The sequence below is a fragment of the Caballeronia sordidicola genome (assembly GCF_002220365.1).
GTDB classification, from domain to species: Bacteria; Pseudomonadota; Gammaproteobacteria; order Burkholderiales; family Burkholderiaceae; genus Caballeronia; species Caballeronia sordidicola_C.
In genome coordinates this window covers 49208-64751 of record NZ_MTHB01000234.1, presented here as the reverse complement: position 1 = coordinate 64751, position 15544 = coordinate 49208, and the positions used below count along the sequence as shown (strand labels likewise).

Below are 15544 nucleotides of genomic sequence, written 5' to 3'. Positions count from 1 at the left end.
GCCGAACGAAATACAAAGGGGATATGCAATGGAAATCGGCTTTATCGGACTAGGCAACATGGGCGGACCCATGGCCGCCAACTTGCTCAAAGCAGGGCATTCGCTGACGGTGTTCGACTTGTCGACGACGGCGTTGCAGGCGGCTGTCGACGCAGGCGCGCGGACTGCCGCGTCGCCTCGTGAGGCGGCGCAGACAAGCGAGGTGGTGATCACCATGCTGCCGGCCGCCGCGCACGTGAAGGCGGTGTATCTGAATTCAGATGGCGTACTCGCCGGCGTTCGTCCGGGCGTACCGCTGATCGACAGCAGTACGATCGATCCGGCGACCGCACGCCTGATCGGCGAAGCCGCGTTGAAGCAGGGCAATCCGTTCGCCGATGCCCCCGTGTCAGGTGGCACCGGCGGCGCGCAGGCGGGCACGCTGACGTTCATGGTCGGAGCCGATGCAGCCCTGTTCGACACGCTCAAACCGGTGCTCGCCGGCATGGGCAAGAACATGGTTCAGTGCGGCGAAACGGGGACGGGTCAGGTCGCGAAAATCTGCAACAACCTGCTGCTAGGCATTTCGATGATCGGCGTGGCGGAAGCGATGAAACTTGGCGCGTCGCTCGGGATCGAACCCAATAAGCTTGCCGCAATCATCAACACATCGACAGGACGTTGCTGGAGTGCCGATACGTGTAATCCCTACCCTGGCGTTTTACCGAACGCTCCTTCGTCACGCGGGTATACCGGGGGGTTTGGCGCAGATCTCATGTTGAAGGATCTCGGGCTGGCCGTTGATGCAGCGCGTCAAGTCAAACAACCCCTCTTGCTTGGCGCGCTCGCACAACAGCTTTACCAGACCATGAGCATGCAGGGCTTGGGCGGGTTGGACTTCTCCGCCATTATCAAGCTGTACGGTGGGGAGGATGCCTGATTAAAACCTGCCGGTCGCGAATTGCTGCAGCGCATTTTATGTGACCTTTTAAGCTGCGTTGCAGCATGGCTATTCGCTCTGCCATGCTAATCAAGGACATGGGGAATACGATGATTCGCTTCTTCTGATTTTGGCCTATTCTCAAAGCACGACGTTCATGTCTTCATTTTAATTAGTAAGTAAATTACGAACTGAGTGAATGAAGTCAGCGAAGCCGCTTTGAGTTGCTTGTTAAGTAAGTTAAGGCCAGCGAAATGCTGGCGGCAAATAGCCAGGATCAAGGAGAGCCAGATGTCAACAACTCGTCATCACTTTCAGATGGAATTGCGGCATGCAACGCTGCCGACCTACGTATTCAGCTACCTGTTCCCGCTGGTGCTGTTGGCGTATGAATTATGGCGCGTAGGTTCGTGGGTGGCTGTGCGCGGCTTCAACTTTGCGGACTTCAGTTCGATGGGCTATGAGTTCGCGCTGATGCTGGCTGTGTTTGCGATGCAGATCATCGTGGAAATCGCCTTCATGGCTGCGGCCATGTTGACGAAACACCATGACGTTGCGCACCGTGCGGGTAACTTGCTACTTGGCGTGTTCTGCTCGGTGGTCGTGCTGGGATTTGACCTCGCGCTCCAATATGCAATGTAACGGGATATCAACCATATAAACCCGCGCTACAACTCGTAGCGCCGTTCAGGTTCTCGCAGCAATAAAAAGCCCGTTCCAGCATTTTTGCGAGAGCGGGCTTTTTCCGTTGGATATCTTCGGTTTTTTCAGGCTCGGGTCAGCAACCTGCCGCATTGGGCAATTCGGGTGCTGTCTGTGCGCGTGCTTCAAAACATTTCTTGTTCGCTTCTTTGAGCGCCGTACGCAAACCTTCCTCGATCACCGGGTGATAAAACGGCAGCTTCAGCATGTCCTCGACCGACAGGTCCAGTTGCAACGCCCATGCAATCAGATGACCGAGATGTTCCGCGGCCGGTCCGCACCCCTGGGCGCCCAGCAACTTACCGGTCTTGGCGTGAGCATAGACATGCAGCAAACCCCGGTTTTGGCGCAGCACGCGACTGCGCCCTTGCGTTTCGAATGACACGGTTCCGGTCACTGTCATCTGTTTGTCGAGGTCGTCGTAGGACGCACCTACGCTCGCGACTTGCGGCTCGCAGAACACGATGGAAAACGGCACCTTGCGTTTGACGGAGTGCACATCGGGGAAACACGCGGCATTGTCGCCGGCGAGCTTGCCTTCGTCGGCGGCATCGGAGAGAAAGGGACGCGTGCCGTCGCAATCGCCCGCCATGAAGATGCTGCTGTCGCCACACTGCATCGACTGCTCGTTGAACAGGGGAACACCTTTATCGTTGAGTTCGATGCCGGTCTTTTCAAGCTGCAGTGAAGTCAGTTGCGGTTTCCTGCCGGTCGCCACGAGCACCCAGTCGAATCGCTCGGTGCGCTCGGTTCCATCCAGCGCTTTAAAGCGGATCGTGGGCTCGCCATCCTGCATCGATTTTTCGAGGATGGTCGCATCGGGGTCGAGGTAAAACTCCTGCTGCAGCGCTTCAATCAAGGCGTCGCGCACAGGGATATCTGTTAGCGCGCCCACCTGGTTCTTCTGGCTGAACATGAATACGTCCACGCCGAGTCGTGCGAACGCCTGGCCGAGTTCGAGGGCGATAGGGCCGGCGCCGAATACGGCGCAGCGCTTGGGCAAGGTCTTCAGGCCAAAGACGTCGTCGCTCGTGATGAGACGGTCGCCAAATTGCTTGAAATCATCTGGAACGATGGATGCCGACCCCGTCGCGATCACCACGCTCGTGGCTTCCACGCGGGCGAAGTCATCGACAAGAATGACGTTACGTGATTCGAAGCGGGCAAACCCGCGGATGATCGTATCCTGAGCAAACGAATCCGTTTCCTTCAGCACGCCCTTGACGAAATGATCACGCTCGCTGCGTACATAGGCGAGTACATGCTCGCCGTTTGCTTCGAGCGCATGCGTGCCTTCAATGCCCCGCGGCGCCTGCGCCTTCGCGTCGTGCAAGCCATTGGCGGCAGCGATCAACAGCTTGGACGGCATGCAGCCCACGCGCGCGCAGGTCGTGCCGAACTCGGCGCCCTCTATCAGCACGACTTGCTTGCCCGCTTGCCGTGCCGCACGATACGCGGCCATGCCGGCCGTCCCAGCGCCAATGACGGCGACGTCCACCTTGATCTGCTTCATCGATACCCTTGATTGGATGCGCTCGAGCCTGCGCCCGAACATGTCTTCATGACCACTGCGGATGGGCTCCGTCCAGGCTCCGGTCGAGCTGGAACGCGGTGCTGATCAACGCAAGATGGGTCAGTGCCTGCGGGAAATTGCCCAGCGCTTCGCCACTGATCGCAACCTCTTCGGAGTAGAGGCCAACGTGGTTGGCATAAGCCAGCATTTTCTCGAATACAAGCTGTCCTTCGTCCACTCGTCCCGCGCGTACCAGTGCTTCCGCGTACCAGAACGAACACGCGCTGAATCCCCCTTCTTCGCCGGGAAGGCCGTCTAGCGAATCACCTCTCGTATAGCGGAATATCAGCGGATCGACGCCCAGTTCTCGGCCGATTGCATCGAGCGTGGAAAGCCAGCGCGGGTCCTTCGGGCCGATGAAACGCACGAGCGGCATCATCAGCGTCGATGCGTCGAGGATCTTCGAATCGGGCGTCTGCACGAAGCTCTGTATCTCGTCGTTCCAGAAGTGTGCGTAGATATCTCCGTGAATGGCGTCGCGGACCGCGTTCCACTCCGCGAACGGCGCGGGCAGCGAACGTTTTTGAGCGAGCCGTATAGCGCGGTCCATCGCGACCCAGCACATCAATCGCGAATGCAGCAGCGGCCGCCCGCCGTTGCGAAATTCCCAGATGCCCTGATCCGCTTGTTGCCAGTTCTGCGCAACGAAGTTCACGGTGCGCGTAACGTGGCGCCAGCCGTCGTAGGAAATGGCTTCGCCATATTTGTTGTAGAGATAGATTGCGTCCAGCAGCGCGCCGTAGATGTCCAACTGCGTCTGATCGCGTGCACCATTGCCGATCAGCGGGGGCCCGGTGCCGCTGCCATACAGTTCCGGTATGACTTCTTCTTCCGGAGACTCTTCGCCATCCACCGCATACATGACGCTGAATGATCCGTCCGAGTCGCACTGCCTGTTGCGCTCGGCGATCCAGTTCTTGAAGTTGCGCGCCTCGCCTGTATAGCCGAGCCGAAGCAGCGCGTAGACGGAGAATGCAGCGTCGCGAATCCAGGTGTATCGATAATCCCATCGGCGGCCGCCATCCGGTGTTTCCGGCAGACCGAACGTAGGCGCCGCGACGATCGCGCCGGTTGCGCGTGAGCTCAGCAACTTGAGCAGCAGCGCCGAGCGCATCACGACTTCGCGATAGCGGCCACGGTAGGTGGACTGACGCGACCATTCGCGCCAGAATTCGATGGTCTCGGACAGCGCTTGCTCGCAAGGAAGGGTCTTGCGCATCACGTCGGATTGCGCGCCGAAGATGAAGCAGGCCATCTCGCCTTGCTTGAGATCGAAGCGGGCGACGGCGTCGTCATGATCGATCGAGAGCGGCACGGTTGCATCGAGCGTGAGTGCTTCCGCCTGAGCGCCGCTCGCCTCGCTTGCAGGCGTGAAGCGCAACGTGTTGGTGTCGACCTGCGCGGTTTCATGACTGCCGCGGGCATAGTCGAAACGCGGTGCGCAGCGCATTTTCACCGACATATCGCCGAAAATCGCACGCACTATCCGCACCACGCAATTGGACACGGCCTTCGCGTCGTCATCCGGGTCCGCGACCGGCATGAAGTCGACGACCTCGCACACGGCCTGCGCCGACATGAAGCGCGTGAGCAGCACGTTCGTTTCCGGCAGGTACAGCTGCTTCGCGCGCGCTACCTCGAAGTCCGGCGTGATGCTGAACGCACCCCCTCGTTCAGGGTGCAGCAGCGACCCGAACACCGTCGGCGAATCGATGCGGGGGAAACACATGAAGTCGATCACGCCTTCGGTCGACACCAGCGCGGTCGTGCGCATGTTGCCGATCAGTCCATGCGCGTCGATAGCAATGCCGTGGTGCGCGCCGGGGCGGTCTTCGCGGAGGCTAACCATTGCCCGCAAAGCCCGGATACAGGGTCATGCCGCCGTCCACGAACAAGGTCGTGCCAACCACATAATCGCTCTCGTCGGAGGCCAGCCAGACAGTTGCCCGGCCAATATCCTCGCTCTCGCCAATCCGGCCGTAGGGCACGAGTTGGAGCAGCGTCTTCAGCGCCTCTGGGCTGTCCCACGCCGCCTTGTTGATCGGCGTGCGAATTGCGCCCGGGGCGATCGAATTCACGCGGATCCCGTGCGGCGCGACTTCCTGCGCGAGCGATTTCATCATCATCTGGATGCCGCCCTTCGACGACGCATAGTTGACATGTCCCGCCCACGGAATGACTTCATGCACCGAGCTCATGCAGATGATCTTGCCGAGCGCCTTCGACACGGGACGCGGGCCGCGCCGGAGAAATTCGCGCACCGCGCGTTGAGCGGTGAGGAACTGGCCCGTGAGATTCACGTTCATCACGGCGTTCCAGTCGGCGAGCGTCATGTCGACGAACTTCGCGTCCTTCTGCAAGCCGGAATTCGCGACCACGATGTCCACCGTGCCGAAACGCTTGATGAGCGTGTCGAACATCGCGTCGATATCGGCTTCGTCCGAGACGTCAGCTTGGAGCGCGATGGCCTGGCCGCCGGCTTTTTCTATCGATGCCGCGAGCGCTTCAGCCGCTTCGCCGTGCGAGTGGTAGTTGATGGCGACGCTCGCGCCGGCATCGGCGAGCGCTTGGACCACGCCGTAACCTATGCCCGAACTGCCGCCGGTGACGAGTGCGACCTGACCTTGGAGTACTGGGTTCATAACGTTCCCGGATGGGATGCGAAGCGCACCATGTGCAACGCTTGGGTCATGCGTAGCGCCTGCTCGCGATGCATCTGCTGGGGGCCGGCCTGGGCCGGAGTCGTCAGGAGCGAAGCAAGAGCCGGTCCCGCCCGCGAACGGGGTGTCAACTCGGGCAAGCAAATCGGGCAAGCAAATCGGGCAAGCAACTCGGGGTTGCGCCCATCCAGCAGACCTACTCGGAATCCACCCCAATCGCGGGGAAACGTTCCGTGGGATAGGCAATTTCGTCCTGCGAGGCGACGATCTCAAGCTCGTAGCGTCCGGCCTGGAACGTGGTCCTGACCACCGCGTTCACCGCGGCAAGCGTGTGTTCCAGCGCGGCACGCACCGAGTCGCCCAGTAGCGTGCGCGCGAGAAATACGGCACTGGTCAAGTCGCCTACGCCTACCGGTTGCCGCGCGAACGGGTAGAGCGGCCGCTGCGAGAACCACGCTTCGGTCGCGGTCACGGCGAGCATGTTGAAGGTATCGGCGCGGCTGTTTTTGTCGATCAGGTGTTTGACGAGCACGACTTTCGGACCACGGGCGATCACCTCGCGGCACGCGGCGATCGCTTCGTCCACCGTCTCGATGGTGCGTCCCGTCAGCTTCTGCAATTCGATGTGATTCGGTGTCATGGCATCGGCGACTTCCGGCATGATGTTCACCAGAAATTCCTGGATGCCGGGTTCGACGATGCAGCCGCTGGTGGTACCCATCACGGGGTCGCAGAAATAGCGTGCTTTCGGGTTGACGGCTTTCACCATCCTGACAATTTCGACGACCGCGGCACCTTGCTCGGGCGAGCCGAGATAACCGGACAGGATCGCATTGCAGCGCGACAGGACGCCGATTGCGCCAATCCCCTCGATCACGCGGGCCAGTTCATCAGCGTCGACAACCCCGCCGGTCCAGCGGCCATATTGCGTGTGATTCGAAAACTGCACCGTGTTGAGCGGCCAGACGTTGACGCCCATGCGGCGCATGGGGAAGACCGCTGCGCTGTTGCCTGCGTGGCCGAAGACCACATGTGACTGGATGCTGAGGACGTTTTGCATGTTGGTTTTTAGCGAGGTGCAGGACAGCGGCCAGGGGCCGCGCACGAAAACCGCATGCAGGTTTGGCATGCCGGACATCATTGTGCCGTGGTTTTTGCCGCTGCCGGAAGAACCCGCCTGAAAACGTTGCCGCAGAGGGAATCCGCCTGGCATGAGGCTTGCTACGTTGTACCGCTTTCTTGCACAGGCTGCGAACGCAAATCAGTCCGCAGGAAGAATTCCATCGGATTGCAAAGCGATTTTCACGGCCTTGCGCATCAATTTCCGAAAAGCAGGTGCGAACTATTCACCTTTGCAGCAAAATCATTCCAACCGCACAATCAACTGCCATTCAAATCCTCTGGAGATAACCGCCCCAAACCAATCGATTCATTCGCCAAGCAAGCCGGTAAACAGCTGAAACCAAGCTACAAACAGGCCAGAGACAGGCCGCAAAACAGGAGGTCGGTATGGAGACGCTGACAGGAAATCGTACGGATCTGCAGAAGAACACGCTGGCTATCGTCCTAGCGGGCGGCCGGGGTACCCGACTCGGACCGCTCACGAATAAACGCGTTAAGCCAGCAGTGCATTTTGGCGGCAAATACCGGATCGTGGACTTCGCACTGTCGAATTGCCTGAATTCGGGCATCCGGCGCATCGCGGTCGTCACGCAATACAAGGCGCATTCGCTCTTGCGTCACCTGCAGCGCGGCTGGGGTTTCCTGCGCGGCGAGTTCAACGAGTTCATCGATATCTGGCCGGCCCAGCAACGCGTTGATTCAAGCTGGTACAGGGGGACGGCGGACGCAGTCTTCCAGAATCTCGACATCATCCGATCGATCGGGCCCGAGTACATCATCGTGCTGGCAGGAGACCACATCTATAAGCAGGACTACACGCGCATGATTCTCGATCACGTCGAGAGCGGCGCGGATTGCACGGTCGGCTGTATTGAAGTGCCGCGCATGGAAGCGACCGCGTTCGGCGTGATGCACGTCGACGCGCAGCGCCGCATAACGGATTTCCTGGAGAAGCCGGAAGATCCTCCCGCGATGCCGGGCAAGCCCGACGTGGCGCTCGCGAGCATGGGCATCTATGTGTTCAGCGCGAAGTACCTGTACAAGTTGCTTGAAGAGAACATCCTGACGTCGGATACGGATCACGACTTCGGCAAGGACATCTTGCCGCGCGTGGTCACGAGCGGCAAGGCGATCGCGCACCCCTTCAGCATGTCGTGCGTGACCTCCGAAACCGATCCGAACGTGCCGCCGTACTGGCGCGACGTGGGTACCGTGGATGCGTACTGGTCGGCGAATCTGGATCTGGCGTCGACCATTCCCGCGCTCGACCTCTACGACCGTAAATGGCCCATCTGGACCAACCAGGAGCAGTTGCCGCCGGGCAAGTTCGTGCGTGACCTGCACGGGCAGCAGGGCGCAATCAACAATCTGCTGGTGTGCGGCGGCTGTGTGATATCGGGCTCGCAGGTGGCGCGCTCGGTGTTTTCATCGGCGGTGCGGGTGCATTCGTTCTGTCACATCAACGAAGCCGTGCTGTTGCCGCAGGTCACGGTGGGCCCGAGTTGCCGCCTGAAGCGCGTGGTGATCGACCGGGGTTGCACGCTGCCCGAGGGGCTGGTCATAGGCGAAGATCCCGATTACGATGCCGAGCGGTTTTTCCGCACTGAAAATGGCGTGGTGCTTGTGACACAGGACGCATTGACACGTCTCGGACAAGCCAAGCAGTCATAATTCGGGCGACCGGAAACAAGCCAATGGGGAACCGATGACCGTATGCGTGCTGCATGTTGCAGCGGAGATGTATCCGCTCTTGAAAACCGGCGGCCTCGCCGATGTCGTAGGGGCGTTGCCGCCGGCCCAGACGCAACTGGGCACGAATGCCCGCGTGATCCTGCCGGCGTTTCCTTCGGTGGTGGCGGGCCTGACGCAGATCGAGCCAGTGGCCGAGCTTGGTTGGGCGTTTGGCATTGATAACGTGCGGCTCGAGCGCGGTCTGCTCGAGCCGCACGGTATCGTGGTCTACGTGGTGCGCGCGGATGCGTTTTACGACCGGCCTGGCAATCCGTATCTGGACAGCTCGCACACGCAGTATGCCGACAGCGACCGGCGTTTCGCGCTGCTAGGTTGGGCGGCGGCACGGCTTGCGACGGGTGCCGACCCCGCCTGGAAACCCGATGTCCTGCACGCGCACGACTGGCACGCCGGCCTCGCGCCGGCGTATTTGAGGGCACGCGAGCGTGAGACGGGCGTGGCGCGCGTGCCGTCGGTCACGACGGTCCATAACCTCGCGTATCAGGGCGTGTTTCCCGCCGCGGAATTCGGTGTGTTGCAGCTACCGGCGGATTTTTTCTCCGTCGATGGCGTCGAGTTCTACGGTCATCTGTCGTTTCTCAAAGCCGGGCTGTTCTACGCGGACCGCATCACGACCGTGAGCCCGACCTACGCGCGCGAGATTCAAACCCATGCGCAGGGGGCCGGGCTCGACGGTTTGCTGCGCACCCGCACGCACGACATCAGCGGCATTCTCAACGGCGTCGACAAGTCAGTGTGGAATCCGGCAACGGACACCGCCATCCACACCCAATACTCGATCGCAAAATTCACCGGCAAAGCGAAATGCAAAGCCGCACTGCAGGAACGTGTCGGCCTCGCACGCGAGCCGAACGCGTTGCTGTTCGGCGTGGTGAGCCGGCTGACCGAGCAGAAGGGGATTGATCTCTTGCTGTCGGCCCTTCCTGATATCGTCCAGCGCGGCGGGCAACTCGTCGTGCTGGGTACCGGGGATCCGGCGCTTGAAAACGGCCTCAAGAAAGCCGCGCTGGCGCATCCGCACGCGGTTGCCGTGGAGCTTGGATTCGACGAAACGCTCTCCCATTCGATTATCGCGGGCAGCGACATCGTCATGGTCCCGTCACGCTTCGAGCCGTGCGGCCTGACACAGTTGTATGCATTGGCATACGGTTCGCTGCCGCTCGTTCATTGCGTGGGCGGCTTGGCGGACACCGTGGTGGATGCGTCGCTGGAGAATCTCGCCGACGAGCTCGCTACCGGTTTTGTGTTCGAGAAATTCGACCGGCCATCGATTGTTGCCGCGATCCGCCGCGCGTTTGCATTGAAGCAGCGGCGGCTGGAATGGAAAGCCGTCGTGCGTCGCGCGATGGAACAGGACTTCGGCTGGGAAGCGTCCGCGTTGCGATACGTCGATGTGTATCGCGAGTTGATCGCAACGCGTGCGCAGTAGCCGGTCATTAGTCCGCCAGGTCGCGTGCGAGGGCGTGGATCGCGATCTGAACACGGCTGGACAGATTGAGCTTGCGAAGCACATTGCGCACGTGGATCTTCACGGTGCTTTCGGCGAGGTCTAGTTCACGCGCGATATCCTTGTTGCTCGCGCCGCGCGCCAGGATCCGCACGATGTCGCGCTCTCTTGGCGTTAATGCCGGCGACGCAGGCGAGCCACGTGGTTCGAGTGACGGGGGTGGCGCAGTGTCTTCTGCGCGCACTGGTGTTCTTATTTGCGCGATCAGCCGCTGAGTCATGCTCTCCGCGACCACGGATTCGCCCTCGGCCGCGCGGCGGATCATGGTGGCGAGTGCGTCGGCTTCCATGTTTTTCAACAGATAGCCACACGCACCTTCACGCAGCGCGCGGGTCAGTTCATCCACATCTTCCGACACGGTCAGCATGATGACCGCGGTGTCCGGCGAATCCTGCTGGAGCAACTGCAACGTTTCGATACCCGATAACCCCGGCATGTTCAGGTCGAGCAGGACCACGTCCGGACGATGCTGCTTCGCCCGCTTGAACCCTTCGATACCATCGGAGGCGTCATCCACGACTTCGAAGTCGGACTGCCGCTGCAATAACGCGCGGACGCCAGAGCGAAACAGCGTGTGGTCGTCGATTAAAAGAATGCGGATCGTCATGCTGCCTGCCGTTCGCTGGCGGGCAGCAGAAGGTGGACGCGTGCGCCCTTGCCAGGCTCGCTGTCCAGTTCTAATTGCGCACCAAGCCGCGCCGCACGCTCACGCATGATGTGAAAGCCGACATGGGCCTCGCCATGACTGCCGATATTGGCGGGATCGTAACCGTCGCCGTTGTCCTGTATCGTCAGTTCGAAATCACGGGTGTTCTTGAGCGCAATATGGACCTGCGTAGCCAACGCATGTTTGCGAATGTTCGACAACGCCTCCTGAAGAATGAACAGCACCTGTAGCTGCTGGTCGGGCGGCAAGGGCAGTCCGCTCGCTTCGTCGTAGTCGAGTCTGACTAATGTGTCCGTTTGCCGTTCGAAGCGCGTTACCGTCTCGTCCACGGCGTCGCGAAGGTTACCCGTAGCGAACTTCGTGCGGAAATTGACGAGCAGTTCACGCACGTCCTCATAACTTTCCTCAAGACCTCCGCGTAACAACGGCGCGATCTCGCGCACTTCGTTCATGTCGTCGCGGCTTGCGGCGTCATCGAGTAAATGCAGTTGCAGCTTCAGGAAATTCAGGCTCTGCGCGATGCTGTCATGGAGTCCCTGCGCGACCAGGTGACGTTCCTGCGCGACGGCAAGCTGACGCGCGGCTGTGGCAAGACGATGGTTCTGCAAAGCCGTCCCCAGATGTTTGCCGAGCGTTTCAAGCAGGCGTGTTTGCGATGGCAGCACCGGCCGGTCGCCGCGAAAGTGCAGCGAGAACGAACCCAGCGCAAGGTCATTCGAGACAATACCGAAGGCTGCGACGGCATCGAAACCTGCCTTGCCGCACTGGGTCGCAGGACCGCTCTCAACCACTTGCTGCATGCGTAGATCGCGCACGACCGCGACGCCGCCGACGGCTGCCGCGCCGCACACGCACGTGCTTGCCGGCATGCAGCGCTCGGCGCTCAGAAGTCGCCCGGGCAAACCTTCGAACACAACTACGTGCAGGTTGTCGCCCTCTTGTGCGAGGACGCGGACGGTGCCTGCTTCGGCATTGAACTGGCGCATGACACGTTCGAGAAAACCGCGACACAGGACCTCAACGTCATGCGCGCCATGCAGGAATGAGGTCATCTCGTAGAGCGCGACCAGTTCGCCGTTGCGAGTGGCGAGTTGCGCGGTTTTGTTCGTCACGCGCCGCGCGAGGTCCCGATACAAACTCTGAAGTTCGCTCGCCATCCGGTTGAAGCCGTGGGCAAGATGACCGAACTCGTCGCGTGACTCGACCGGCAAACGTGCGCTGAATTCGCGTTGTTCGATACGGGACAGACCGCGCTCCAGACGTCGAACGGGCGTCACGAACCACGCGTAGAGCAGATACACGATTGCGATTGTGCCCACGCACGCGAATGCCGCCAAGGCTATTTGCCAGCGCCGCAGCCAGGCTGTCTTGCGCGCGTTTTCGCGTTCGATCATGCGGACCAGTGCGTCGGCTTCGACAACGAACGCTGGCAGGCGGGCGAGATAGAGCGAGGGGGTATCGATGGAGCTTGATAAGTCGTGCGTGATTGCCTGCTTCAACGAGTCGTGCCAGGCCTGTGATACGGCATCGAGTTGGGCGTGGATCGCGGCTGTGGCAGGAAGGAATAGTGGCCGTACAGGGTCTCCGCTTTTCAGATGGGCCAGCGTGAGATCGAGCAAGGCGCTTTGCGAACTCACGTCGGCTTGGCGGCCGGTCCGCGCTTCGTTGAGTTGAATGGCGACGTTCCCGGCCCGCATGCGCAGGCTGCCGGCGTCGTTGATCGCCGCGCCTGCACCTTCGAGTTGCCACGAGAGCCAGAGCGTGCCCACGATCATGGAGAGGACCAACGCCAGCGCAACGCCGGACAACGCCACAATGCGCGTGGATAACCGGTAACGGAACGGCGTGGCGAGCAGGGTCACCGGAGCGGTCGGGAGAGGGACCGCGGGCTTGGCCGGATGAAGCGGATGATCAGACATGGAACTGCGTGCTTGCGCGACCGTAATGCAAAGGGCGCTAATTATCCGGCGTGCTGGCGTCCGATAGTGAGAGTCCGACTGTTTTACATATGAACTCACCAATACGGCCAACGTCCGCCAGAGGCAGAAGCGGGATCGCGGGTGCGTCATGAAGACGCGGGGCGTCGTTGGTGGCGATCGCGAGGATTGCCGTATCGGTCAGATACAGCGGGTCCCGGCCCGCCTCGGGACGAACGACTTCTAGGCGCGGCAAGACTTCGCGCGTGAAGCCTTCCACCAGCGTCAGGTCGGAGGGTGTGAGCCGTGCGACCAGATCCGCCAGCGGCGGTTCGGGCGCGTCATGCAGTTCGCGCACAATGGCGTACCTGTAGGGCGAGGCGATCAGCACCTCGCCTGCGCCGGCCGCGCGGTAACGTGCGCTGTCCTTGCCCGGCGGCTCGAGATCGATTGAATGATGACTGTGCTTCACCACGTTCACTACCAGGCCGTGCGCGTGAAACCAGGGCAGGAGCGCCTCGATCAGCGTTGTCTTGCCCTGTCCCGAACGCCCGCAAATACCGAAGATGCGCAGCTTCGCCGCTGCTTCTGTCATGTCGCTACCCCGTCTTTCCAGCCTTGGATATTAGCGCGTCCCACGGCTTCCATCACATAACGCCGCTCGGCAAGATCGCGCAGAGCCTGCGACATGGCGACACGAATACGCAACTCGACCTGTTCGAACGGCAGCACCGAGCCCTGTGACTTCTCGTGAACCCGGATGATATGGAAGCCAAACTCCGTTTCCACAAGCACAGGACAGAGAGTACCAGCAGGCGCGGCGAACACTGCGCGTTCGAACGCCGCTATCGTGTCCCCGCGGCCTATCTCGCCGAGCGCGCCGCCATCGACCCCCGACGGGCAATTCGACAAGCTACGCGCAAAGTGAACGAAGCGCAGTTCGAGGTCGTCGACGTGCAGTAGTTCATCGAGTGTCTGTTGAGCGCGTTGACGCAGCGCCGTCAGATCCACTCTTTCCGTCACCTGGAACAGGATATGGCTTACCCGTGCGCGCTCGTTGACCCGCCAGCGCTCCAGGTCCGCCAGGTAGTGGCGCTCGCACTCTTCATGCGTGGGCGCGGCCGTTTCAGCGAGCTGATGATCGAGCAACGCTTCGATCATGGCCTCGTCGCCCTGAGCGGTGGCGACGATGTGCAACTGAGCTGCTTCATCGAGCAAGACGCGGCGCAGTACGGCTGCGGTCAGCGCCGCCTGGGCGGAATCGGGCGTGTCTGCATGAACCGGCATTTCGCGCTCGAGGTCTGTATCGGCGAGCTCCACGCCGTTGACAATTATTGCCATGATGTTCTCCTCCGAACGGATCAGCGCGGCCGCACGAGTTGCCATGCACGGCTTAGGTACGTGACGGAAGCGAAGCCGCTCCAAACGTGCACGAGCCGGGTGAAAGGGAAGATGACGAACAGCGACATGCCCATGAACAGATGCATCCGGAACACAAACGGTGCGGCCGCCACGCACTGCGCTGCGTCGCCGCGGAAGGTGACAACGTGCTGCGCCCAGGTCATGAGCTGGACCATCATGTGGCCGTCCATGTGATCCGCTGATTCCCGGATCGTCGACAAGCCGAGCAGCAGGGTAACGAGAATCCACAACAGCAGCACCTTGTCACCGGGACGGGTCACGGCGGCAATCCGCGCGTTGCTGATGCGCCGGTGAATCAGGATGACGAGACCGACGAGGCACATGGAGCCCATTACGCCGCCCGCGATCATCGCCACGGCTTGTTTCGCGCTGTGCTCTATCCCGAGCCAGTCCCAGACAGCAACCGGCGTGAGCAGGCCGGCAAGATGCCCGAAGAAAAGCCCGAGAATACCGACGTGAAACAGGATGCTGCCAAGCCGCAGATTGCCGCGATGAAGCAACTGCGAACTGTCGGCTTTCCATGTGTACTGCTCGCGCTCGAAACGCGCGAGGCTGCCGAACAGGAAGACGGCCGCCGCAATGTACGGATAAATACCGAACAGAAGTTGATTGAGCATGAACGTAGTCCCTGGAACTCAGTTGGCCGTTACCGGCAGTCGCGGATGGAAGTGCATCGGCTGCGCGAGCGGCGTGGGCATGGAGGGCGCGAGCAGCGGTTCGACGCCGTCAGCGCCGGGGCCGAAACGCTCGAGGGCCTCGTCCATGTCGCGGATCGGCGGCGTCTCGGCGGCTAGCGGCACGACATCCGTCAATGACCGCAGCACGGTGAATACGCCCTCGTACGGACTCTCGTCGCGCGCAAGCCGATCCCCCAGCGCCGCCAGGACGTGGATGGCTTCGTCAAGCAGCGCGCGCGCTTGCGCTGGATCGATGTTACCGAGCACTTCAAGAAACAACGGCACGTGGTCGGGTAATTCATTGGTCGCCATCTCCAGACCCAGCCGGCGATATTCATCGAGCAGATCGACCATCGCCTGCCCACGATCGCGGCTCTCGCCGTGAACGTGTTCGAACAGATGCAGCGAGTGCGCAGGATTGCGGTCGAACGTGGCGACGTAGTTCTCTTGCAACTCGATCAACGGATGCTCCCCGAGCAGGGCGAGCAACGGTTGCAACGCAACTTGTACTGCCTCAGGGAAGGCCGCGAGTCCCTGGCCGATCTCCAGCATTGCGTCAAGCAGCTCCGGCTCCGGATAGTCGAGCAAGGTCGCGAGCAGCGTGTAAATGGACAGCGGTTTCAAAGT

General features: G+C 61.0%; 15 protein-coding genes. 5 read left to right on the top strand and 10 right to left on the bottom strand.

What is annotated here, in order from left to right; translation table 11 throughout:
• Positions 1-28: 28 nt before the first annotated feature.
• Positions 29-919, top strand: coding sequence for a 3-hydroxyisobutyrate dehydrogenase (gene mmsB, locus BSU04_RS32630; RefSeq protein ID WP_089164409.1), 891 nt, complete (start codon positions 29-31; stop codon positions 917-919).
• 291 nt (positions 920-1210) lie between these two features.
• Entirely contained in the window at positions 1211-1561 is a 351-nt protein-coding gene (locus BSU04_RS32625; RefSeq protein WP_089164408.1) for a hypothetical protein, read from the top strand.
• A 136-nt stretch (positions 1562-1697) separates the two neighbouring features.
• Here the strand turns inward: BSU04_RS32625 and BSU04_RS32620 are convergent, their stop codons facing one another.
• From BSU04_RS32620 to pdxY, 4 genes are all read right to left on the bottom strand, one after another.
• On the bottom strand, positions 1698-3134 hold the full coding sequence (locus tag BSU04_RS32620) for a dihydrolipoyl dehydrogenase (protein WP_089164493.1): 1437 nt from the start codon (positions 3132-3134) through the stop codon (positions 1698-1700).
• A 46-nt stretch (positions 3135-3180) separates the two neighbouring features.
• Positions 3181-5043: a glycoside hydrolase family 15 protein gene (locus tag BSU04_RS32615; RefSeq protein WP_089164407.1), complete on the bottom strand. Its 1863-nt coding sequence runs from the start codon at positions 5041-5043 to the stop codon at positions 3181-3183.
• On the bottom strand, positions 5036-5836 hold the full coding sequence (locus BSU04_RS32610; protein ID WP_089164406.1) for an SDR family oxidoreductase: 801 nt from the start codon (positions 5834-5836) through the stop codon (positions 5036-5038). Before BSU04_RS32610 ends, BSU04_RS32615 begins: the two co-directional genes overlap by 8 nt.
• A gap of 214 nt (positions 5837-6050) precedes the next feature.
• Positions 6051-6914: a pyridoxal kinase PdxY gene (gene pdxY / locus BSU04_RS32605; protein ID WP_089164492.1), complete on the bottom strand. Its 864-nt coding sequence runs from the start codon at positions 6912-6914 to the stop codon at positions 6051-6053.
• Between pdxY and BSU04_RS48135 the strand changes: the two genes are divergently transcribed.
• From BSU04_RS48135 to glgA, 3 genes are all read left to right on the top strand, one after another.
• Positions 6913-7035, top strand: a complete 123-nt coding sequence (locus BSU04_RS48135) for a hypothetical protein (RefSeq protein WP_256983582.1) — start codon at positions 6913-6915, stop codon at positions 7033-7035. The two genes, pdxY and BSU04_RS48135, sit on opposite strands and share 2 nt — an antisense overlap.
• 328 nt (positions 7036-7363) lie before the next feature.
• Complete coding sequence (gene glgC, locus BSU04_RS32600) at positions 7364-8647, top strand: glucose-1-phosphate adenylyltransferase (protein ID WP_089164405.1); 1284 nt, start codon at positions 7364-7366, stop codon at positions 8645-8647.
• Positions 8648-8681: 34 nt separating this feature from the next.
• Positions 8682-10157, top strand: coding sequence for a glycogen synthase GlgA (gene glgA, locus BSU04_RS32595; protein WP_089164404.1), 1476 nt, complete (start codon positions 8682-8684; stop codon positions 10155-10157).
• Positions 10158-10164: 7 nt separating this feature from the next.
• Here the strand turns inward: glgA and BSU04_RS32590 are convergent, their stop codons facing one another.
• The 6 genes from BSU04_RS32590 to narJ are packed head-to-tail and all read right to left on the bottom strand — an operon-like array spanning position 10165 to position 15532.
• The gene (locus BSU04_RS32590; RefSeq protein WP_089164403.1) at positions 10165-10842 is read right to left on the bottom strand and encodes a response regulator; all 678 of its coding nucleotides are present in this window, start codon (positions 10840-10842) and stop codon (positions 10165-10167) included.
• The gene (locus BSU04_RS32585; RefSeq protein WP_089164402.1) at positions 10839-12821 is read right to left on the bottom strand and encodes a type IV pili methyl-accepting chemotaxis transducer N-terminal domain-containing protein; all 1983 of its coding nucleotides are present in this window, start codon (positions 12819-12821) and stop codon (positions 10839-10841) included. Before BSU04_RS32585 ends, BSU04_RS32590 begins: the two co-directional genes overlap by 4 nt.
• A 37-nt stretch (positions 12822-12858) precedes the next feature.
• Positions 12859-13413 (bottom strand): molybdopterin-guanine dinucleotide biosynthesis protein B, encoded by a 555-nt coding sequence (mobB, locus tag BSU04_RS32580; protein WP_089164401.1) that lies wholly within the window; start codon positions 13411-13413, stop codon positions 12859-12861.
• Entirely contained in the window at positions 13410-14159 is a 750-nt protein-coding gene (locus BSU04_RS32575) for a peptidylprolyl isomerase (RefSeq protein ID WP_089164491.1), read from the bottom strand. Before BSU04_RS32575 ends, mobB begins: the two co-directional genes overlap by 4 nt.
• A 20-nt stretch (positions 14160-14179) precedes the next feature.
• Positions 14180-14857 carry a respiratory nitrate reductase subunit gamma gene (gene narI, locus BSU04_RS32570; protein WP_089164400.1) on the bottom strand — a complete coding sequence of 226 codons (678 nt, stop codon included), beginning with the start codon at positions 14855-14857 and terminating at the stop codon, positions 14180-14182.
• An 18-nt stretch (positions 14858-14875) separates the two neighbouring features.
• Complete coding sequence (gene narJ, locus BSU04_RS32565) at positions 14876-15532, bottom strand: nitrate reductase molybdenum cofactor assembly chaperone (protein ID WP_089164490.1); 657 nt, start codon at positions 15530-15532, stop codon at positions 14876-14878.
• Positions 15533-15544 lie beyond the last annotated feature (12 nt).